The organism is Curtobacterium sp. VKM Ac-1393 (assembly GCF_015350995.1).
Lineage (GTDB): Bacteria > Actinomycetota > Actinomycetes > Actinomycetales > Microbacteriaceae > Curtobacterium.
On the sequence record NZ_JADKRW010000006.1, the window covers coordinates 358076 to 378476 of the forward strand.

Genomic DNA, 20401 nt, shown 5'->3' on the forward strand with positions numbered 1-20401 from the left:
GGTCGCCCGCATGCCGAAACTCCCCGATCAGTCCGGACGCAGGATCGTCGTCACCGGCTCCAACAGCGGGACCGGGAAGGAAGCCGCCACCCGCTTCGCAGCGGTCGGCGCCAGCGTCGTGCTGGCCGTCCGCAGCACCGAGAAGGGCGCGACCGCCGCTGCCGAGATCCGCGCCGCGCACCCGCACGCCGACGTCGAGGTGCGCGAACTCGACCTGGCGGACCTGGCGAGCGTGCGCCGCTTCGCCGCGGAGCTCGTGGACGAGGAACGCCCGATCGACGTGTTGGTCAACAACGCCGGCGTGATGGCCCCGCCGCAGCGCTTCGAGACCGTCGACGGCTTCGAGCTGCAGCTCGGCACGAACTTCCTCGGCCCGTTCGCGCTGACGAACCTGCTGCTGCCGTCGCTGCTGCGCGCCGAGGCACCGCGCGTCGCGACGATGTCGAGCCTCGCGGCGATCCCCGGTCGGATCCGGTTCGGTGACCTGCAGTGGGAGCGTGGCTACAACGGCTGGCGCGCCTACGCCCAGTCGAAGCTCGCCGACCTGCTCCTCGCCCTGCACCTGCACCGGTTGACCGTCGAGGCGGACGTCCCCCTCGTCAGCACCGCCGCACACCCGGGCTACACCCGAACGAACCTGCAGTCGGCAGGGCGCTCCCTCGGGCGTGCGAAGCCCGTGCAGGCGAGCAACCGTGCGCTGCCGTTCACCCAGGCCGTCGAGCAGGGCACCGAGCCGCTGCTGTACGCCGCGGTCGGCCCGAACGCCGTCGGCGGCGCTTACTACGGCCCGGCCGGCCCGTTCGGCCTGACCGGCCCGACGACCGCCGTCTCGATCCCCGGATCGGCACGGAGCGCCGACCTCGCCCGCTCCCTCTGGGCCGTCGCCGAGGACCTCACCGGGACGCGCCCGCCGCTCTGAGCGCGGGTGCGGCCGGGGGGCGTCCGGCTCGACTCCGGCTCGACTCCGGCTCGCCTCCGGCGTCTCCCCAGGACGCCGGCGTCTCGCCAGGACGCCTCCAGCTCCACGAAACGCCGCCGAATTCGGAGGCGTCTCGCGCACATGGCGGCGTCGAACGAGTACACCGGCGTCTCGCGACGGCCCCGTGGTACGTCCGACAAGCCGCCGGGTCAGGCGCGGTGCAGCTCCACCGACCCGTCCAGCCGACCGGGTTCGGTCAGCCGTGCGTGCTGCAGCACCGTGCGTTCCGGCCCGATCGCAGCGGCGACGATGGACAGCGTCGTCATGTGCCCCTCGGTCTCGTGCACGTCGCGGAGGATCGCGTCCGGGTGGTCGCTCGGCAGCGCCGCCGAGTCGGCGAGGACGCCGAACCAGCCACTCCACCCGTCTCCGGCCTCGCCAACGCCATCCACCGTGCGGAGTTCGTCGAACGGCCCGAGCGCCGGCGGGCCGACCGGGGCGTCGACCGCACGGAAGGCCTCGAGCCAGCGACCGATGCGCGGCGACGCGGGGTCGTCCGGCTCGCCGTGCGTCACCATGTGCACGCCCGGGCCGAGCTCGGTCGTGCGGACGCTCGTGCCGTCCCAGGTCAGGACAGCGGCGCCGTCGGCGGTGGCCCGGACGAGGTTGAACGCGCGGGTGGTCGGCAGCGTGTCGTCGTGCCCGGGCAACAGGTCGTCGGCGACGGCGTCGACCGGCACCACGCCACGGGTCGTCCACGTGCCGTCGGTGCTCGGTACCGGTTCGCCGCGGTTCAGCACGACCGCCAGCCCGGCACGGTCCGAGGCGGCGAGCCACGCACCTCCGGCAGCGCGGTCGCGGACGCCGCGGACCTCGGGGTCGCGGTCGGGCCACCACGCCGCCGGGGGGTCCCACGGGCGCTCGGGCGACTCGTCCCGCAGGGCGAGCACGGTGACGGGCCACTCGGACCCGGGGTCGACGCGGACGACGACGGTGCACATGCCGTCGATCCTCGCACGTGCCCCCGGTAGCGTGATCGACGTGAACGCAGCAGCAGAGCGCAGCCTGACCGTCATCGTGGGGATCACCGGCGGGATCGCCGCCTACAAGGCCGTCGGCGTGGTCCGCGACCTCGTCAAGCGCGGTCACGAGGTGCACGTCGTCCCGACCGAGGGCGCCCTGCGGTTCGTCGGGCTGCCGACGCTCGAGGCGCTCAGCCGCAACCCCGTCACCACGAGCGTCTGGGACGACGTCTCCGAGGTCCGACACGTCGCCCTCGGTCGACGCGCCGACCTGGTGGTGATCGCTCCGGCGACGGCCGACTCCCTGGCCCGGATGGCGCACGGCCTGGCCAGCGACCTGCTCGGCACCACGCTGCTGGCGACCGAGGCCCCGGTCGTCGTCGCCCCCGCGATGCACCCGCAGATGTGGGAGCACCCGGCGACCCGCGCCAACGTCGTGACCCTGCGCGAGCGGGGTGTGCACCTGGTCGGACCGGTGGTCGGCGCGCTGACTGGTGACGACGCGGGCATCGGCCGGATGGCGGAACCCGAGGACATCGTCACCGCGGCGCTCGCGGTGCTGGACCGCACGAGCGAGACCCGCCGCGGCGACCTGTCCGGGGTCCGCGTCGTCGTCAGCGCCGGCGGCACCCGCGAGCCGTTCGACCCCGTGCGCTTCGTCGGCAACCGGTCCAGTGGCCGGCAGGGTCTGGCGATCGCCGCCGACGCCGCGGCTCGCGGTGCCGTCGTCACGGTCGTCGCGGCGAACGTGGAGGCCGGCCTGACCGCCGGGATCGACGCGACCGTCGTGCCGGTGGGGTCCGCGCTCGAGCTCGCCGAGGCCGTGCACGCGGCGGCGGCCGAGGCCGACGTCGTGGTGATGACGGCAGCGGTGGCCGACTACCGACCGGCTGAGGTCCTCGCCGAGAAGCTCAAGAAGGACGCCCAGGGCGAGCGGATGACGCTCGAGCTCGTGCGGAACCCGGACGTGCTCGCGGACCTCGTGGCGGCCAGGCGCTCCGGGCAGGTCATCGTCGGGTTCGCCGCCGAGACCGAACCCGACCGCGACGCCCGCGTCGAGCTGGGCCGCGCGAAGATCGCCAGGAAGCCCGCAGACCTGCTCGTCGTGAACCACGTCGGCTGGACGGCGGGGTTCGAACGCGAGGAGAACGCCATCGAGGTCCTGGTCCCCGGCGGTGCGGTCGTCCGCGAGACCTCGGGCACGAAGGCCGAGGTGGCGACGGCGGTGCTCGACCTCGTCGCGACCGCACTGACCTGATTCCGAGGACCGGCGAGCACGATGGGCGCATGCGACGACGTGAGCGGATCAAACGAGCCACCCGGACTGCCACCCTGCTCGCGGTGCTGCTCGGCGGAGCCGGCGTCACCCACTTCCTGCAGCCGCGCCACTACGACCGGATCGTGCCCGACACGCTGCCACCGCGCCTGACGACGGTCGCGTCCGGCGTGGCCGAACTCGGCATCGCCGCCGGGCTCGCGTTCCCGGCCACCCGCCGGGCTTCAGGGTGGGCCGCAGCCGCCCTGTTCGCCGCGGTCTTCCCCGCGAACGTGAAGATGGCGAACGACCTGCTCGACAGCCCGCGGTCGACCCGGGCGATGCGCCTGGTGTCGGTGCTGCGGCTCCCCCTGCAGGTGCCGCTCGTCCTGTGGGCCGTGCGCGTCGGTCGGCACGCCCCGAAGCGGTGACCCAGCCGTCGTGGACCCGTGCAGCGGCCCCGCTGCTGCACCGCCCGGTCACCCAGCACGCGTGGGACGACATCGTCTTCGCGCACTGGCGGCACGACCCCTCGGCCCTCGAGCGCCTCGTGCCGCGCGGAACCCGTCCCGACGTGGTCGACGGCAGTGCCTGGGTGGGGCTGACGGCGTACGTGTTCCGTGAGACCCGGGTGCCGCCGTTCCCCTCTGCCGGTCGCCTGGGCCGGATGACCGAGGTCACCCTCGAGGTCCTGACCGTCGACGACCAGGGCCGGCACGGGGTGACCTACCGCACGGTGGACACCCCGAACGTGCCGGCGATCGTCGCCGCACATGCGCTGCTCGGCGTGCCGTACACCTTCGCGCACGCGCGGTCACGGCGCCGTGGCGAGAGCATCGTGCACCGGTCCGTCCGGCACCCGTCCCGGGCACTGCACCCGGTGCGTTGGGCGCGGTCCCTGCGACAGGAGCGTCCCGCCGACACGGTCCGACCCCGGCACGCCGCCTCGGTCCGGGTCACCGCTGGCGACGTCGTCGACACGGCCCTGGCCGCCGAACTCACGACCCGCGCCGGCATCCACGCCCGACACCTGGCACAGACACTGTTCTGGCAGCGCCAGCACCCGCCGCTGACGATCCGGACGGCCAGCCTCGACCGGCTCGAGGGCGACCTGCCCGACGCCGTCGGCATGCCCGGCCTGTTCGACCGCGAGCCGGACTCGGTGCTCGTCGTCGACGGCACCACCGTCCGGTACGCGTGGGGCGGGATCGTCCGGTGAGCGGCCCCGCGACGCGCGACGCCGACCCGTACGACCTCGACCGTTTCGTGCGAGCGCAGCACGGCGTGCACGACGACGCCCTCGCCGAACTGCGCCGCGGGCGGAAGACCTCCCACTGGATGTGGTTCGTGTTCCCGCAGCTCGCCGGGCTCGGACGGAGCGCCACCGCAGAGCGCTACGGCGTGCGCGGGATCGCCGAGGCCCGCGCCTACCTCGCGCACCCCGTGCTCGGCGAGCGGCTGCGGACCGCGGCAGCGACCGCTTCGGACGCGCCGGCACGATCGGCCGAGGCGCTCCTCGGCGGGACGGACGCCGTGAAGCTCCGGTCGTCGATGACGCTGTTCGCCCGGGCTGCCGCGGTGCCGGAGCCCTTCACCGCGGTGCTCGACCGCTGGTACGGCGGCGCCGAGGACGATGTCACCGTCCGACTGCTGACCGAGGGCAACCGACCGTCACGTGACACGCGCTGACCCGATCGCAACGCCGTTCTTATATCAGGTACGGTGATCCGTGTGTGCGCGGCGACGCCCGCACCACTGCCCCGAACAGACCCGATGATCAGCCCCCACGAGGAGAACGCATGCCGGTCCCCCGCAGCGCCCCGACCGAGCACCAGCTGCTCCGCGACACCGTCCGCCACAAGATCCACGACGCGATCATGGACGGCACCCTGGTCCCCGGGGAGCGACTCAACGACGACGAACTCATCGCGTGGCTCGGTGTCTCCCGCACCCCGATCCGCGAGGCCCTGAGCCAGCTCTCCCGCGCCGGGCTGATCGAGATGGCGCCGAACCGGTACACCCGGGTCACGACGCCGAACCCCGCCGAGGTCATCGAGGCGATGCAGACCCTCGGCGTGCTGTTTGGTGGCGTCGTCCGGCTCGCGGTCCCCCGCCTCGGCGCCGGCGCACGCAAGAAGATCCTCGCGCAGATCGACAAGACGATCGCCGAGCTCGAGTCCCACGACGTGCCCGCCGTCAACCACGATGCGCTCGACGTGTTCGCGCTCTACGTCACCGAGTGCGGCAACGAGAACCTGCAGCGCGTGTGCCGCGACACGATGGACGGCCTGGCGTTCCGCCTGCGCCTGCCCAACCTCGACGAGCTCGTCGACTGGGACCGGATGACCGAGGACTTCCGTCGACTGCGCACCGCGACGGAGTCGGGCGACAACATCGCCGCGGAGCTCGCGACCGAGGCGATCCACCAGCTGCCGGGCGAGAAGCGCTGAGTCGAGCTGTACCCGCGTACAGGAAACCGCCCGTCTCGCCCGCGCGAGGCGGGCGGTCCGCGTTCCACGGGCCTCCCGGTCGACCGCTCCGAGCCGCCAGCCGGTGGGCACGACGCTCCCAGTCTGCGGTCCCAGCGAGCCGATAGCATCGCTGCGACCACCCGATCCCCACCCGGAGCAGCACATGAGTCCTCGATCGACGGACCGTACCGAGGTCGCCGCACGACTGGCCGCGGCGGTCGGACGGATCAACCGACGAGCACGGACGGACTCGGCCTCGCTCGGGTACGGGATCGTGTCCGCGCTGGCCACCATCCAGCGCGAAGGACCCCTGCGCCCTGGCGACCTGTCGCGGATCGAGGTCGTCACGAAGCCGACGATGACCCGCATCCTGACCGAGCTCGAGCAGCGCGGGTTCATCGCGCGCGAAGCCGACCCCCGAGACGGCCGGGCCTTCATGGTCTCGGCCACCGACGAGGGCATCGAAGCGGTCGAGCGGGCACGCTCGGACCGCACCGGGATCGTCGCCGAGCTCATCGCGGAGCTCGACGAGTCCGACGTCCGGGCGATCGCCGGTGCGCTGTCCGCACTGGAGCGCGTCGCCCAGGGCGACCGCGTTCAGGAACCTCACACGTTCTAGCCACTCGCGGGCCGTTACCGAACCGTTACCAACGGGTGGACGGACGGTTCTGCCAGCGATCCTGGACGCGTCACCCAGTCGGGCGGGTCATCGTGTCGGCTTCGCCCGACGGCGGCCTCCCCAGGGCTGCTCGTGGCGGACGGACGGGCCCCACACCACCGTCCGGTCCTCCCCGGTTCGCCGGACTCCCCACGCTCCGCGCGTCTCGACGCGCGGAGCACCGCTCGACCGCAACCGACGTGCCGAGCAGCACGGAGTCCCGCACCACGAACCGCCCGACCACCGGAACCGATGCCAGGACCCACCCCAGACCTCCCCATCACCACCGCCTCGACCCGACGTGAGGCCCTGAACTCCCCCAGCCGGCGCGTGCGCCGCGCCCTCCGCCACCGGGCGACGCTGATCGTCGGCGGCGCCGCGGTGCTCGCCGTCGCCGGTGGCGCCCTCACCATCGGCACGCAGCCCGCCATCGGCGAGGCCCTCGGCATGCCCACCGGCACCCCGAGCGCGTCGGCAACGGCGCAACCGGCACTGCACGGCACGGCCCTCGACCGTGCCCAGGCCGCGGCGACCATCTCCACCGCGAAGACCGTGATGGCCACCGCGAACGACAAGACCGACACGGCGTCGCTCGAGCAGCACATCGACGCCCTCAGCGACTACCCGGAGCTGTCCGGCGCCGAGCTGACGACGCGGATCTCGTCCACGGTGGCCTCGGCCGCGCACGTCGAACTCGCGAGTGCGACGCAGGACAAGCGGGAGGTCGACGCGAAGGCAGCGGCCATCGCGAAGGCGGCAGCCGAGCAGCAGGCGGCTGCCGAGGCCGCGGAGGCCGCCCGGAAGCTCGCGGCGGGCAACACCGTCGCCGGCGCGAAGGCGACGGCATCCTCGCTCGCATCGTCCGAGTACGGCTGGGGCGCCGACCAGTTCCAGTGCCTCGACAACCTGTGGACCAAGGAGTCGGGCTGGAACTACCAGGCCGTCAACGCGAACGGTGGCGCGACCGGGATCCCGCAAGCGCTGCCCGGGTCGAAGATGGCGACGGCCGGCTCGGACTGGCAGACCAACGCCACGACGCAGATCAAGTGGGGCCTGCAGTACATCAGCGCCGCGTACGGCACCCCGTGCTCGGCGTGGGCCCACTCGCAGGCGAGCAACTTCTACTGAGCGGCGCGGGGCGGCCGCTCGCCGGCCCACGCACCCGCACGACGAACGGCCCCGGGTTCCGCCCGGGGCCGTTCGTCCTGTAGGCATGCCGGGTGACCACGATCGGACTGCGCCGGATGGCGCCCCGCGACCCCGCCGAGGGACACCGCGCCGCGAGCCCCCTGGAGCTGCTCTTCGACCTGGTCTTCGTCGTCGCGGTCGGGTTCGCCGCCACCAACCTGCACGAGATCGAGGCCGAGGGACACGTCAGCTCCGCCGTCGTGTCGTACGCCATGGTGTTCTTCGCGATCTGGTGGGCGTGGTTGAACTTCAGCTGGTTCGCGACGTCGTTCGACACCGATGACTGGCTGTACCGCGTCACGACCTTCGTGCAGATGGCCGGGGTGCTCGTGCTCGCCGCCGGGGTGCACGCCGCCATGACCGAGGGCGACTGGGCGATCCCGGTGATCGGGTACGTCGTGATGCGCCTGGCGATGGTCGCGCAGTGGCTCCGGGTCGCCGTCTCGTCACCGCGGTTCCGACGCACCGCGCTCCGGTACGCCGTGGGGATCGTCGTCGTGCAGGCGCTCTGGGCCGGCATGCTCGCGCTGCCGCAGGGCTCGACCGCGTGGGCGTTCCCCGTGCTCGTCCTGCTCGAGGTGCTCGTCCCGCCGATCGCCGAGGGCACCACCGAGACGACCCCGTGGCACACGCACCACATCGCCGAGCGGTACGCCCTGTTCACGCTCATCGTCCTGGGTGAGGGGCTCGTCGCCTCGGCGAACGCGGTCATCGACGGCATCGCGCAGGCCGACCACCTCGGTTCACTGCTCGTGCTGGCGGCGGCCGGACTCGTCATCGTCGCCGGACTGTGGTGGATCTACTTCTCGCGCGAGCAGCACGACCACATCCGGAACCTGCCCAGTGCGCTCGTGTTCGGGTATTATCCGGCCGACCGGATCTCTCTCATCGGTCAGGTGAGTCGGCCCGTATGTGGGCGGAAGCCAGTCCCGTCCGGTGTACTCATCGAGTCAGGTCGTCTCTCTTCGACACCGAATCTGGCAGCCCCGCGCCGAACGTCCGGCCGATCTCCGCAGGGCTGCCGAACAGGCACGTGATCGGTAACGGGATTCGCGAGTCGCCGAGGTTCTTGAACGGTCGGCCACACGGAGCTGAGAGCGCAGCGCAGGTCGCTGTCGGCCGCGCCCCAAGAACGTCCGTGCCGTCGAATCTTCCGGACTTCCCGAAGAATTCCGGACAGCGACTCAGTTAGTCCAAAAGTCTTTTCTCCGCTCCGCTGAGGTGCGGAGGACAGCTCAGTCCGAGTCTCGTTAGAGGCGTCGTCGCTTTCGCTTCGGAAGATCCACCACGTTCTCTGAACCGAAGTCCCGCCTGCCCGGCGATTGCGTCGCACGAAGCTTTTTGACCTCGCGGCGGAGGGCAGCGTTCACGCGGGTCAGTTCCACGATGACCTGCGCCATCGTCCGGACAGTGTGCCGAAGGCGCGCGACCAGCGCGGACGCAACCTCGTGGTCCCGGTCTCTCTGCGCCGCGGCAGCATCGGACCGGAAAGCCGCCTTGCGCTCATCGACTGCCGCGAGGAACGTCCGATCTCGATAGAGCTGAGCTTCCGAAACCCCCGCCGTCTTCGCCAACCGCCTCTTCACTGGCGGTTCGTCGTGCGGAAGGTCCTCAAGGGCCTTCATGAGCCTCTGATGCGCACTCATGTGGTCAGGTCAGGCTCGGCCGCCCGGCGTCGGTAAGCCGCTTCGATTGATCGAGAGACTATCTTCTGCGCATCGTCGAGCCCTTTGGTCGTTCGGCGAAAATGAGCGCTCCGCTCGGCTGCTTGCGCCCAACCTTCTCTCTGTTCTGGGCGCGTCAGGCCGTTTCCGCAATCGTCAGGTTGACACAGAGCCAAGATGGGACGATCACGCTCGATGCGCTCCGACATAGGAAGGTGTCGGAGGCAACGGGCTCGTTCCGCCCGAAACAAGCAGTCGGCTAGCGGTCCTGCAATGTAACGCTGATCGATCATCCGAAGCATGGTCCTGACAGCGTCCGGTTTGGCAGCTTGAGGAAGATCGTCCTCGTCAATCTCCGCGAGGATCTTGCGGAACTCATCGTTGAGACGTTCGCCGCGCGGTCCACCGAGCAGCCTGCCATGCTCGCTGTGCATGATGTACAGCTCGTAGAGGTCTTCGGTTGCATCAAGGCTCCTCGCGGCCTCAATCTCTCCGGGGAAACCGGACTCGCTGGTCCCCGCGTAGCCCATCGAAGTGCGAATATCGGCATGCTTGTACTGGCGTTTGAGACCAATGAGCCCGAAGGGCCGACGGGCGATGTACCACGCGATCGTCCTCCGAAACTGTCTGGAATTCAAGCTCCAAGGTGCACCTTCCCAGTCTGGAATTGCTTGAGAGCCTTCCGTCGAGTGGTGCTGATTTACATACTGCACGAACTCATTGAGAGTTCGTGACAGACCGAGCGTAGGCAGGCCATCTCTGGTTTCTCGATCCTGCGGGCTCCAGCCGAAGATCAGTTCCGCGTCATGAAGTTCCTCAAGGCGCTCGATCGCCTGGTGAACAGGCGCAATGACGACCCAACTTGCGTCCAGTCCGGTATCGCCTTGTCCCTTGATGGCAAGACCGTCGACCCAAAGGCGAGTGTCAGCACCGACAGTACTCGTGCGTCTACACCCTCGGCGAAGGTTGCGAACTTCGCTGTCCCGCATTCCGCTGAGGTACGCAATGACGATCCAGCACGCTGCCATCAGCATGCGTCCCGCACAGTCGGCGGTCTGAATCGTGAAGCCGTTCGCCCGCCACGCTCGGTCGCGATCGAACGGATGCGGCGCCGTTGCCACGGCATCAAGACCACCCGACTCGAACCCCAGTACGGAAAGTCGTTCGTTGAGCATCATCAACGTGCGCTTCTTCTTCAGGAAGTCATGCCGCGCACCCGACAGGTGCGCCAACAAATTCAAGTTCAGGAAGGCTATGGGTTGTCCTGGCATCAGGCGGCTGATGAAGGAAAGCTCGCTGTCGCGTCGCGGAAGCCCCCGGCCGTTGCGCTCGCGTTCGTTGAGCCACCTCAGCAATCGGCGCTCGGAAACTACCGGATCTGCGGCGAATTCGCGGCCCTTGAGTGCCCTCGCCTCGCGCACCGCGCGGATTATGTCGGGCCCGGCCTCTTCGACGTACCACAACGCCCAATTGAGGAGTGGCATCATCACTGGCGCCGGCACCCGAGGAGTACTGTTCTCGGCTGGCCGATAGAACGGGCCAGAGATGTCGATCGGATCGTATCCAGGCCACGGCCTGGGAACCGTGTCCGCTCCGGAGATGTGCGAGCGGTACGCGAATAGGCGCCAAAGGACTTGAATGCGGTGATTGACGGTCAAATTACTCGCACCGTGCCGGCGGAGGTCTTCGACATACGTGAGGTAGTGCTCATGGACGACCTCACCGAGATCGAAGATGTTACGACTCTCAAGATGTTTGAAGAACCACCATATGTGCCGGAACTCACTGTAAGCCCCCGTGATCGCCATTGTGTCTCCACTGAAGACACGGCCGCGCGGCAGCGCGACGTTGAGTCGAGCGTAGATGAACTGCTTCGCGGCGTGCCGAAGAGCGAGGCTCTCGACATCGTCGAAAGTGAGCGTCGCGTTCGTTCGCGGGAGCGTCGCGTTCGGATGCAGTTGAGACAGATCCCAGGACGACTCGTGAAAGCGCGGGACGCGGCTTTCGTTTTCGTAGGGCGAGCGAGTCCGTACCGGTCGCGGGTCTTCCGGCGTGGGAATTGACGGCGCTCCCGTTTCTCGTTGAACAGCTTCACCAACGAGCGCACGCTTGCTCATCGGACCTCCTGTGGTGATGCGGGCGTCATGGGGAGGAAGATTCGGGACTGGCCGTTCTCGTCGAGGTTCGCGGCCGTTGCGATCTCGTCGGCCGAGAACCGTGGCAGGATCACTTCACTGAGGATGGCGATGACGACACCGAACATCTCGAACCAGCTTTCGAGGGCGCTCCCGTCCGAATCGATCTGCCCCACGGCGTATCGCACGAACTTGAAGATGTTCGGCAGATGATCGACGGTAATTATCGCGTTTGGGCAGGACAGGCATCCCCAAAATGCAACGGGGCACTCGCGCCCAGCAGCGTCGAAGAACCCATGGCATTCGTTCGTGTACATCGCAATCGCGCGGCCCACGAGTGTTTCCTCACGGGTTGGGCAAGGCGCGCCAGTCGCAACCGCGGACCCGATCACATCGGGTTCACCGACACGACCGCTCGCCTTGGCGTCGGCCCATGCCTCCATCAAGCCGTCGACGACGACCTGAACATAGGTCTCATTGAGAGCGGCGACCTCGAAGTAGTGCTTAACCGCGACGTGCAGGCTGTGGTGCTTGGTCCCTGCGACGGGATCGCCGCCCGCGGCCCGCAGCCCCTCGACCTTGCCAATCTTCCGGAGCGCTCCGAGGTGGACTGCGAAGGGCTCCATGCCTTCTGCGGCGCACGCCCTCTCGACAACCATACGGACCGGGTCGTACTCAGCCTTCGGAGATCGTCGCCAAGGCGCCACACCCAGACGGTTCGGCAGCCGGAAAACGGTGGCGGTCGCCTTCCCGTGCGCGACGTGGACGCTCCAGAGCGCGTTCTGACGAACGAAGCAATCTGCAGCAGCGGTGCGCTCAAGTACTTGCTTGATCAACCACCCTGGCTGCATAACGCCGACAGTGGGCCTCCGCTGCTCCTTGTTCGATGCCGGGCCGACGCCGGCCCTTGCTTTGAACCAAGTAATGTCACCTCGGCCATGGAACTCATTCTGGATACAGTCCCGAGTGAGTGTCTTGACGCATTCTGGCTCCATCGCGAGATCAAGCATCAGCAGCATTAAGTAGGGCGCCAACTCCGTCTGCGTGGGGAACACCAACGAAGTCAGTCGCCGTAAACCCCATTCCTTCGTGAAGAGCCCTCGTTCCGCACGCGACAGATCGCCGTGCCGCAACGGTCCGTCTCGGCGGATGCGCTCGAGCATCGGCCGCAGCGCCGCCGGAGGTTCAGCCCGCGCCGCCGCGCGAGCTTCTTCTATCTGCACAGGAAGCTGGCGGCGGAGGAGTGCAGCTTGCTCGTCGGTGATTGGTTCGACCGGCGTCGATATCGGCTGCCTCTGTGGCACCGCCCCGAAGGATCCACGCATCTCGAAGACCGCCTTCCGTGTGCGATCGTCGAAACGCTCTGGCCACGCCCTCATCGCCACGAGCAGCGCGCGTCTGATACCAGTGGCATAGGCGTACGCGGCGCCTGCAGGGTCACCCCTTGTGTGGTCCCGTGCCCATCGCTCCCCCGCCTGGAGGTGTACGGGGAGTATCTCGACGAGTGTGATCGGACGATCGGTCGCGCTATCGGTGGCACGAAGTAGCGTAATGCACGCCGCACGGAGCTTTCTGTACGTTGATCTGGTGAATCCGCGGGCCATGCCGCGCGCTCGGAAAACGGACGCAATCTCCCCGATGAGTCCATCGCGCCCGTCAAACCCGGGAACCACGAACTCAGCTGACGTGCCGTCCTTGAACGGGACGGAACGATCCGCGAGATCCCATGAGCTTATGGGGGCTTTGGTGTTCACTCGACGTGAAGGTACCCTTGCACGCAATGACTCGGCACGGCTCATGCGTTTTCATTCACAATCTCTTGAGCGCCAACTGCGTCGTGATATTTGATCAGCGACTCGATCGTGCCAGCCGGATCCTCGATCACCGGGCGCAGGTAAGCCTCGATTGTGGTCGCGTAGGAACTGTGTCCCATCTCGCGTTGCACCTGCGCGATGACATCCAGCCGACCTTTGATCTCGTTCTCATCGACGGTCAGCTGGCCGGTCCGGCGGTCGATCAGCCCTTGCTCGACCAGCAGTCCCGCCAGGCGATGCACCGCGAAGGTGTGCCGGAGTGTGTGAGGATGGATGACCATCTCGTAGCCAGCCTGAGCGCATCGTTCGTTACTGCGACGGAATGCGCTGTAGACGCCGTCAGCGGTGAATGCGGAGCCTGTCGCAGTGAGCCACAATGCGAGTGGCCGCGGGCTGCCATCACTGCCTCGCTCGGCAAGCAGGGGGCGGAGTTTTCTGCCGATATCAGCGTAGGGAAGCGACCGACCATCGTCAAAGACGATTTTGCCGGCATGGTGATCAACAGTGCAGAAGATCCAGCTTCCATCGTCGGCGACGTTCTTCATGTATCCGGGACGGGACTTCTCGATATAGTTTCTGATCAGCCGGCTGAGAGCACCGAATACGCGAAAGGTGCGTGGTCGACCGCCCTTGGTGATTTTCGAACTGAGCGACACCTTCGATCGGACCTTCGAAGAGACGATGCCGGTTGGATCCTCCTCCCATATTTCTGGCAGGAGGAGCAGCGCCGTCTCGCCAACTCGCAGGCCCGCACCCGCCATCAACCGGGCCAGTGCTTCGTCCCGCGTTGCATTCCTCGGAAGCAGGCCACCGTTGACGCCCTGCCCTCCGAGCCCCATCTGGATCCACCTCAGACTGTCGTGGATCGAGCGGTACTGGAGCGCTGGAGACGGCCCGACCGGCTCGAACAGCTCAAGGGGCTGTCCGAAGACGGTGGGTCCGTTGAAGTTCGGGTCGCCGGCTCGGAAGCGCAAGTAGCGATTTATGGAAGCCAGCTGTCGATTCCATGTCCGCGGTGTGACGGGCGCTATCTCGAACTCTGATGGGGGCATGACGCGCGCGGCCTTGTATGAGAGGAGGTCGTCGTAGGTCATGTCGCTCAAGGTGCGATGAAGGCTGTCTCGGCCGTACTCGACCAGTTGGACGAGATCGAACGCGAGTGCATCCCAGGTGTGTTCACTCTGGCTGGTGCGGCCAGAGATTCGCCCGTCGGGTGCAGCCCCGAGCGGCACCGCCTCGAGGAACGCAGACAGGTCTTCCTCGATGGTGAAGTCATCGTCCAGAACGAAGCGCGTACCGCTGCTGAGGCGCGTGCGCGCCAAACCGGGCGCGTCTTGCAGCGCAACGCGTACCGCCTCGTAATCCAGCTCGACGCCCTCGAACCGATCTAGGGCGACTGCGAGATCGTCGATAAGAGCGGACCTCGACCGCCCATCCGCTCGCTCGATCAGCATCCTTCGATGATGTCAGGATTCCCCGTGATATGCGAACTGTATTATGTTGCAACCCTCGTTACTGTAACGCTCTTCTTCTGCTCCTCCGCGGGAAACCGGCGCTCTTGCGTCTACGTGTACCGATCGCAGGTGTGTACTCGCCTCAAACCGCCTGCGCCTGTGTAGAAGCCGCATCGGAGTTGCGGGCAGTATCCGCGGCCGGACCACGGCAGCGGCCTCAACCTGATCTTCGGTCGTCATATGAGTCGCTGCAGAACCTCGTCGACGACAGGGATTCGTCCTGAGACCACGCTCCAGGCATCGACCGGTGGCTCTCGCCGGCTGCACCCTCCGGTTAGCCTCGCGCTCGATTAGTCGTAGGACGGCACTCGGACGTGATGCGTGAGCCGCATCTCAACCTCCATTGCCACGGGAGCTGCCCAAAACACGGCCGTCAGCGGTGCTGCAAGTCGTAGGCGGTGGCGACTGTTGCCCCCCAGCGGCCACCATTCGTCGTAGACACGCGGACGGAACATCGCGCGGGTTAAGATGTCGTCGATCTCGGCGGAGACAATCACCAGCAGACCGATGTACTCGTCCGCACCGAGCCCGCTGGTGTCAACGCTGAGCACAATGGCCGTGTTGTGGTTTTCGGTTGCAGGAAGGTTCACGGCGGTTGTGCGCGCGAGAGCAGTCTCGCTGATGACCGACACCGGGAACGTGGCGCCGGTCCTGTCATTGTGCCCGGTCAGATTCACAGCGACCTCCACGGCCGGTCAGCGTCGTCGGGTCCGACCAACCACGCTATGGGCGTCACACCGATGACGAGGATGAACCGGCGTCCCTTGCCGAGAAGGCGTGGGAGCCGATGAGCGTTTCGTTGCAGCCATTTCACATCCACAAACCGCCATCCGGTTCTCGGTGCGAGGCGGCGTTTTGAGCGCTGTAAGTCTTTTGCAATGACGCGCGCTGCGGCTGCAAGTGCTGCGGCGAGGACGAACTCATCTGGCAAGCTCCCGGTGCGAATCCCCGCGGCGGTCAAGACTCGTCGGTCATGTTCGCTGACACGAAGGGCGAACAGTCCCCGGTCGCCGATCACAGAAAACGCCGTCGCTGCAGGATGCCGACTACGCGATCAGGCGGCTGCCCGCTTATGAGCCACAGGCGTGGCGTGAGGACGGTGGATGTCTCGAGCGTCCGTTGCGGATGGGCCATGACACCGGCGATCGAAGACGCGGCCAGACCGCCTTCTCGGGCGGCAGCGAGAACTTCACCGAGATGCGGAAGGAGTCGGGGTGGCGAATCATCTGTGTACTGCCAGACGGGCATTCTTCGTTCGCCGCCGACGTCGATCGTGAGGACCTGGCCAGCGTCGGCCAGCTGGATGAGCGTCTTGACGGAGAGGCCCAGTTTCTCGGCCGCGTGCGAGACCGAGTCACTAGCGCCAACGAGGTCGGCAAGGTTTATTACAACACCAGTCTGTAAGGAACCTGCGGCAACCTCTGCCGCTGCCGCGCTTATGCAGGGAACCTCCACCCCCGAAACGTAGGGCACGATTGCCGTGCTTTGCGGAGCGCCCTCAAGCCGGAGCGCTTCTTCGATCGCGTTTGCGAACGCGTCGATGTCCATACCGTATGTCGACAGGAGGGCGCCGATCCGGTTCAGGGTCCCGACTCGAGCGGCTCGACCTGCCGACCGACGAACAATGGTCTCGGTCTCGGTCTCGGTCTCGGTCTCGGTCTCGGTCCTACTCGTTCGGCCCTTTTGGATTGCCGCATGGTCGGATGACAGCTGGGCGGGCCGAGCCGGTAACCAACTGAAGCGTCGAGTCATGACGTTGAGCATGCCGACGTTGCCGGGGGTCCCCGCGACGCTCAAACCGTAGATGGACCTTCGCAACGGTTTGTGAGCTTCTCCCGGAACGTGCATGTGCCCGTGAACGGTCAAGTGTGGCTCGACCGCAGCAACCAGTTCCGTTATCAGTCCCCGTGACGATGCCGACGCGGTCCGCCGCTCGGCGGACCACCCGTTCGCTTGCCTCGTGACGGCTTCTACAGCGGTGGTGCCAGCGTCGGGCGGCTCGTGTGTCAGGAGGACATCCACGCGTCCTCTCTTTGCCGCCTCGAGCACCTCCGACTGTGTGGGCGCTTCGTATCGACTCCAACCGCTTCTTCCCGGCCCCTTGTCGAGAGACGCAGCACCGCCGAACGACATAAATTCAGTTGCCCCGATCCTGAATCGGAACCCTCTCGGCAGGGCCCAGACTCGATCCGCGATCCGGTACGGACGCCCAGGATGACGAGCGAACTCAGCATGGAGCTGGTCCCACCAGTCATGGTTTCCCGGCGTCAAGAGGAGCCGATCGATGCCGTGGAGGCGGAGGAGCGAATCGAGATCCCGGAGAAAAGGACGCGACCGCATCTTTCCGTTGACCCGGATGGGCGCTTCGAAGCGAAGGTCGCCCAATTGCAAGATCGTTCGTGCTTCAGCGCAGTCCTGCCTGATGACCTCGAGAATTGCCGCCACGGCCGCGTAGTTCGACTCCCAGTCGCCAGCGATCGCAACGTACTGCTCCCCCGCCAATGTGAAGTCATGGGACGGCCCCCGCGAGGGCGTCGGCCAGATTTTCCGGTCCGCAGACGTCAACCTGCGGGCGTGCTCCCCCCGGGATCCTGTCGGCAACAACGGAGACGGGCCGACGGACCGCTGCAGAGCAGCCATCTCTTCGTGGGGGGACACACGGCAAATCTACGAGCCGCCCCACCACACCTCGTGTCACGAGCTGGAACTCTGAGGACAGTCCCTGCAATGCGTAGTCAGCTCGCGGCATCGCAGCGTTACGTTTGCTTGACATCCTCAGCTGGTAGCGCTGGCCAAGCTCTCTGCCTCGGCACGCAAGGCCGCGCGTCACTCATCTTCGAGACGCTCCGCGAGCACCGAGAACGGAACCCTGATCGCCGCTGCCATGGCAAACCAGGTCTCGAGCGATCCCCGCTGCTGTCCAGACGCAACTCTGAAAACCGTCGGCCGACTCACGCCGCTGCGTCGGGCGATCTCGTCGAACGACAGCTTGGACTCGATGCGCCGCCGAGCGAACTCGAGACGCATCGCCTCGACGTTCGGCGAGGACAAAAGCGGCACCGGACAAACCTGTCAGCGCTACCTCGCTAGCACAGTATCGCCGACGATACTATTTTGAGCGCATGACAACAGAGCCGACACCCGAGTACGAACGCCTCCGGGCCGCCCTGGCCAGATTGAGCGACGCGCCAGACGAAACACTGCACGACCTCGCCGCGATGCTCGAACTCATGGCAGAGCCCAGCCGACTCGCTCCGATGACCCGATACCTGGCTCTGGAGTGGCTGGGCGCCTGCGACTCCTCAGCGCTCGACAATCGACAGCTTCGACACCGAGATCTCCTCGCTGTCATCTGCCGCATGACAGCTATCGACGTCGTGACTGACCTCAACGTCGACGACTGCGCACGGCTGCTCAACGTTGGCCGTCCGCAGCTCGTGCAGCTCATCAACGACGGTCGCGTTTGGACCTACAACGCTGGTCGCGGCCCGAGAGTTCCGACCTGGCAGCTCGTGCGAGACTCATCAGAAGACCCGATCCGACTGCTCGGAGGACCACTCAGCGCCGTCGTGGCGGCCATCCCCGACAGCGCCAGCCCATCGCTCGTGCGCCGCCTGATGACCACGGAGTCATCCGCGCTGAAGGACGCCGCGGGAAGGGAGACGACGCCCGCTGAATGGATCGCCCAGGGGAACTCGCCCTGGCCAGTGATGGCGATTCTCCTTCGCTTCCTCACTGGAAACAGCGACTACGCGACGCCCCTGCTGTTCACCAGGCGTCTCGCGGGATGAGGCCGACGCAGTCCGCACCCCGACGAACTCTGCCCCTTAGCACGCTTCGAATAATTTTCGTATTGGAGTTCGATTACTCGCCACTCGGCGACACATCGTCCGGCATTCGCGCGTTTTCCTGCTACCCAAGAGACGTCACCACCGCCAGGACGACCCCACGAACACGACCAGACAGCGACGCAGCGAACACGCGTAGAACCCCTCAAGACGTCGAACCATCGCACAGCCCCCATGGCTGTACTGTGCAACTCCACACGAAACTACGGAGCTTCTGTCAGCACCGCACCCCCTATAAGGGGGTCGAAGCGACACCATGAGTTCCGATATCGCGGCTCGCGAGTATCGAGTGGGTGCCCAATCCGCGCGGTAGCGGTGGCCTCTCTGCGACCCGATGGCGCTGCGTGTGGTCGGCTTTAAGATGCACACGTGCGCCGTGATGAGTTGAAGTCGCGATCGGGGCTTTTTGCTGACCTACGCGTCCGCGAGTTCTGGCCCGTCGTCCTTTTCATGGGCCTCTGGGTTGCGTTCTCGTACCAGCGGGGTCTCGACGAGCGCACTACTGGTATCGGCACTGCTGCCTCAGCGTTGCTCGGCATGGGCCTCATCCTCGCGGTGGGTTCCGGCGGACAACGGCAACGACAGCAGCAGCTCCGCCAGTGGATCCGGGACCGGCACGTCCCCGACTCTGTCCCGGAACACATTTGGCGACCCACCCTCGAGCAGTACCTGGATAGTTTGCCGGCCGCCTGGGTCGCGGTCGGGATCGCACTACTGCAGCTCGCGGGTGTGTTCATCTCCTCCAACCCCGTCGGTTCAGCAGCCTGGTGGAACCACGTCCCACCGGTGATCATCATTACCGGGGTGGCCGCGTGGCTGCTCGTTCGATTTTTCCGGGACCGGCCCATCGTGCGTAGTCTCATCGCAGCCACCTCGGCGCAGTTCTGGTGCAACTACCACCGCGATGCAAACGAGGAACCCCCACCGCACGGTTCCTAAGCGGAGGGAGATTGGTCAGCGGGCTGTCTTTCCTCGGAACGCCATCACCAATGCGGCGACACCGCACACGGCGGCGATCGATCCCATCACGCCGAGGAACGCGCCGGTGTCGCGGAAGCCAACTATGGCCATCGCGATACCGGCCACCAGCAGGACGGCCCCGGCAACGACCAGGGCCGCCGTAGAACGTTGAGAAGCATTCGAGCAGCTACTTTCGGACCCGAAACAACCACCCGTTGCAACGCCCCCTTGAAACCGCCGATCGGCTATCGGACGGACGTGTGTGCGATCCGAGCAAGGGACTGCTGCAGGTTGGGTTGACTCGTTGGTTTAGGCCGCGAGTGCTGCCTGTGGGTTGATGATTGCTTCGTACTCGATGGGCGTCAACTTCCCGAGACCGCGCTGTCGGCGCTTTCGGTGGTAGGTGCCCTCGATCCAGTGCACGATCGCGAGCCGCAGTTGCTCACGAGAAGTCCATCGGTGCCGGTTGAGGACGTTCTTCTGCAGCAGCGCGAAGAACGACTCCATTGCCGCGTTGTCCGCGCACGCCCCGACCCTGCCCATCGACCCCAGCAGTCCGGCATCCGACAGCGCTCGAACGAACTTCTTGGACCGGAACTGGCTGCCGCGATCCGAATGAACCACGGTGTGGAGCGGGTCGCGGCGAGAGATTGCCATCTGCAGTGCCGCGACGGCGAGCGAGGATCGCATCCGAGAGTCGATGGAGTAGCCCACGATCCGGCGGGAGCACGCGTCCTTCACAGCGCAGAGGTAGAGCTTGCCCTCGCCCGTGTTGTGCTCGGTGATGTCGGTCAACCACAGCTTGTCCAGATCCGGAGCGGTGAACGCCCTCCGCACCCGATCGTCATGCGCTGGTGGTCCGGCCTTCCGGGTCAGGCCCCGTTTCTTCGCGTGCAGTGACCAGAGCCGCTGCTGCGAGCACAACCGCCAGACACGTGTTGATGCCGAAGTAG

General features: G+C 66.8%; 19 protein-coding genes and 1 pseudogene. 11 read left to right on the plus strand and 9 right to left on the minus strand.

All coding sequences use genetic code 11. From position 1 onward, the window contains the following. The first annotated feature begins 10 nt into the window (after positions 1–10). Entirely contained in the window at positions 11–919 is a 909-nt protein-coding gene (locus ITJ59_RS15320) for an SDR family oxidoreductase (protein WP_194652142.1), read from the plus strand. Positions 920–1128: 209 nt separating this feature from the next. Here the strand turns inward: ITJ59_RS15320 and ITJ59_RS15325 are convergent, their stop codons facing one another. Beyond that, the gene (locus ITJ59_RS15325; RefSeq protein WP_194652143.1) at positions 1129–1920 is read right to left on the minus strand and encodes an NRDE family protein; all 792 of its coding nucleotides are present in this window, start codon (positions 1918–1920) and stop codon (positions 1129–1131) included. A 64-nt stretch (positions 1921–1984) separates the two neighbouring features. On the opposite strand from ITJ59_RS15325, the gene coaBC reads away from it, so the two are divergent. From coaBC to ITJ59_RS15365, 8 genes are all read left to right on the plus strand, one after another. Continuing rightward, positions 1985–3199, plus strand: a complete 1215-nt coding sequence (coaBC, locus tag ITJ59_RS15330; protein ID WP_194652197.1) for a bifunctional phosphopantothenoylcysteine decarboxylase/phosphopantothenate--cysteine ligase CoaBC — start codon at positions 1985–1987, stop codon at positions 3197–3199. A gap of 29 nt (positions 3200–3228) precedes the next feature. Then, positions 3229–3627 (plus strand): hypothetical protein, encoded by a 399-nt coding sequence (locus ITJ59_RS15335; RefSeq protein ID WP_194652144.1) that lies wholly within the window; start codon positions 3229–3231, stop codon positions 3625–3627. Beyond that, positions 3624–4415, plus strand: a complete 792-nt coding sequence (locus ITJ59_RS15340; protein WP_194652145.1) for a YqjF family protein — start codon at positions 3624–3626, stop codon at positions 4413–4415. Before ITJ59_RS15335 ends, ITJ59_RS15340 begins: the two co-directional genes overlap by 4 nt. Continuing rightward, on the plus strand, positions 4412–4885 hold the full coding sequence (locus tag ITJ59_RS15345) for a DUF1810 domain-containing protein (protein WP_194652146.1): 474 nt from the start codon (positions 4412–4414) through the stop codon (positions 4883–4885). Before ITJ59_RS15340 ends, ITJ59_RS15345 begins: the two co-directional genes overlap by 4 nt. Before the next feature lie 110 nt (positions 4886–4995). Beyond that, positions 4996–5646, plus strand: a complete 651-nt coding sequence (locus ITJ59_RS15350) for a GntR family transcriptional regulator (protein ID WP_194652147.1) — start codon at positions 4996–4998, stop codon at positions 5644–5646. A gap of 184 nt (positions 5647–5830) precedes the next feature. Next, the gene (locus ITJ59_RS15355) at positions 5831–6286 is read left to right on the plus strand and encodes a MarR family winged helix-turn-helix transcriptional regulator (RefSeq protein WP_194652148.1); all 456 of its coding nucleotides are present in this window, start codon (positions 5831–5833) and stop codon (positions 6284–6286) included. 291 nt (positions 6287–6577) lie between these two features. Then, a complete protein-coding gene (locus ITJ59_RS15360; protein ID WP_194652149.1) occupies positions 6578–7453 on the plus strand; it encodes a phospholipase in 876 nt (291 codons plus the stop codon). Positions 7454–7545: 92 nt separating this feature from the next. Further along, positions 7546–8550, plus strand: a complete 1005-nt coding sequence (locus ITJ59_RS15365) for a low temperature requirement protein A (RefSeq protein ID WP_323749518.1) — start codon at positions 7546–7548, stop codon at positions 8548–8550. A gap of 213 nt (positions 8551–8763) precedes the next feature. On the opposite strand, the gene ITJ59_RS15370 is transcribed toward ITJ59_RS15365, so the two are convergent. The 7 genes from ITJ59_RS15370 to ITJ59_RS15400 all read right to left on the minus strand — a co-directional run bounded on the left by ITJ59_RS15370 (position 8764) and on the right by ITJ59_RS15400 (position 17700). Further along, the gene (locus tag ITJ59_RS15370) at positions 8764–9138 is read right to left on the minus strand and encodes a hypothetical protein (protein ID WP_194652150.1); all 375 of its coding nucleotides are present in this window, start codon (positions 9136–9138) and stop codon (positions 8764–8766) included. A 17-nt stretch (positions 9139–9155) separates the two neighbouring features. Then, positions 9156–11294 (minus strand): hypothetical protein, encoded by a 2139-nt coding sequence (locus ITJ59_RS15375; protein WP_194652151.1) that lies wholly within the window; start codon positions 11292–11294, stop codon positions 9156–9158. Continuing rightward, complete coding sequence (locus tag ITJ59_RS15380) at positions 11291–13066, minus strand: hypothetical protein (RefSeq protein ID WP_194652152.1); 1776 nt, start codon at positions 13064–13066, stop codon at positions 11291–11293. Before ITJ59_RS15380 ends, ITJ59_RS15375 begins: the two co-directional genes overlap by 4 nt. A gap of 41 nt (positions 13067–13107) precedes the next feature. Further along, positions 13108–14580 carry a tyrosine-type recombinase/integrase gene (locus tag ITJ59_RS15385; protein ID WP_194652153.1) on the minus strand — a complete coding sequence of 491 codons (1473 nt, stop codon included), beginning with the start codon at positions 14578–14580 and terminating at the stop codon, positions 13108–13110. Positions 14581–14930: 350 nt separating this feature from the next. Continuing rightward, complete coding sequence (locus ITJ59_RS15390) at positions 14931–15317, minus strand: hypothetical protein (RefSeq protein ID WP_194652154.1); 387 nt, start codon at positions 15315–15317, stop codon at positions 14931–14933. Between the two features lie 337 nt (positions 15318–15654). Next, positions 15655–17142, minus strand: coding sequence for a metallophosphoesterase family protein (locus ITJ59_RS15395; RefSeq protein WP_194652155.1), 1488 nt, complete (start codon positions 17140–17142; stop codon positions 15655–15657). Positions 17143–17466: 324 nt separating this feature from the next. After that, positions 17467–17700 carry a helix-turn-helix domain-containing protein gene (locus ITJ59_RS15400; protein ID WP_194652156.1) on the minus strand — a complete coding sequence of 78 codons (234 nt, stop codon included), beginning with the start codon at positions 17698–17700 and terminating at the stop codon, positions 17467–17469. Between the two features lie 62 nt (positions 17701–17762). Here ITJ59_RS15400 and ITJ59_RS15405 point away from each other — a divergent pair, with 62 nt between their 5' ends. Together ITJ59_RS15405 and ITJ59_RS15410 are read left to right on the plus strand one after the other, a co-directional pair. Further along, positions 17763–18431 carry a hypothetical protein gene (locus tag ITJ59_RS15405; protein ID WP_194652157.1) on the plus strand — a complete coding sequence of 223 codons (669 nt, stop codon included), beginning with the start codon at positions 17763–17765 and terminating at the stop codon, positions 18429–18431. Between the two features lie 426 nt (positions 18432–18857). Beyond that, the gene (locus ITJ59_RS15410; RefSeq protein WP_194652158.1) at positions 18858–19427 is read left to right on the plus strand and encodes a hypothetical protein; all 570 of its coding nucleotides are present in this window, start codon (positions 18858–18860) and stop codon (positions 19425–19427) included. Between the two features lie 330 nt (positions 19428–19757). Here the strand turns inward: ITJ59_RS15410 and ITJ59_RS15415 are convergent. Next, positions 19758–20399: pseudogene (locus ITJ59_RS15415) on the minus strand (IS3 family transposase); the annotation flags it as partial. Between the last annotated feature and the right edge of the window lie 2 nt (positions 20400–20401).

Bases quoted from the DNA above. Each gene is read 5' to 3' on its own strand.
- ITJ59_RS15320 (WP_194652142.1), top strand. From the start codon at position 11: ATGCCGAAACTCCCCGATCAGTCCGGACGCAGGATCGTCGTCACCGGC.
- ITJ59_RS15325 (WP_194652143.1), bottom strand. From the start codon at position 1,920: ATGTGCACCGTCGTCGTCCGCGTCGACCCCGGGTCCGAGTGGCCCGTC.
- ITJ59_RS15335 (WP_194652144.1), top strand. From the start codon at position 3,229: ATGCGACGACGTGAGCGGATCAAACGAGCCACCCGGACTGCCACCCTG.
- ITJ59_RS15350 (WP_194652147.1), top strand. From the start codon at position 4,996: ATGCCGGTCCCCCGCAGCGCCCCGACCGAGCACCAGCTGCTCCGCGAC.
- ITJ59_RS15355 (WP_194652148.1), top strand. From the start codon at position 5,831: ATGAGTCCTCGATCGACGGACCGTACCGAGGTCGCCGCACGACTGGCC.
- ITJ59_RS15360 (WP_194652149.1), top strand. From the start codon at position 6,578: ATGCCAGGACCCACCCCAGACCTCCCCATCACCACCGCCTCGACCCGA.
- ITJ59_RS15370 (WP_194652150.1), bottom strand. From the start codon at position 9,138: ATGAAGGCCCTTGAGGACCTTCCGCACGACGAACCGCCAGTGAAGAGG.
- ITJ59_RS15375 (WP_194652151.1), bottom strand. From the start codon at position 11,294: ATGAGCAAGCGTGCGCTCGTTGGTGAAGCTGTTCAACGAGAAACGGGA.
- ITJ59_RS15385 (WP_194652153.1), bottom strand. From the start codon at position 14,580: ATGCTGATCGAGCGAGCGGATGGGCGGTCGAGGTCCGCTCTTATCGAC.
- ITJ59_RS15405 (WP_194652157.1), top strand. From the start codon at position 17,763: ATGACAACAGAGCCGACACCCGAGTACGAACGCCTCCGGGCCGCCCTG.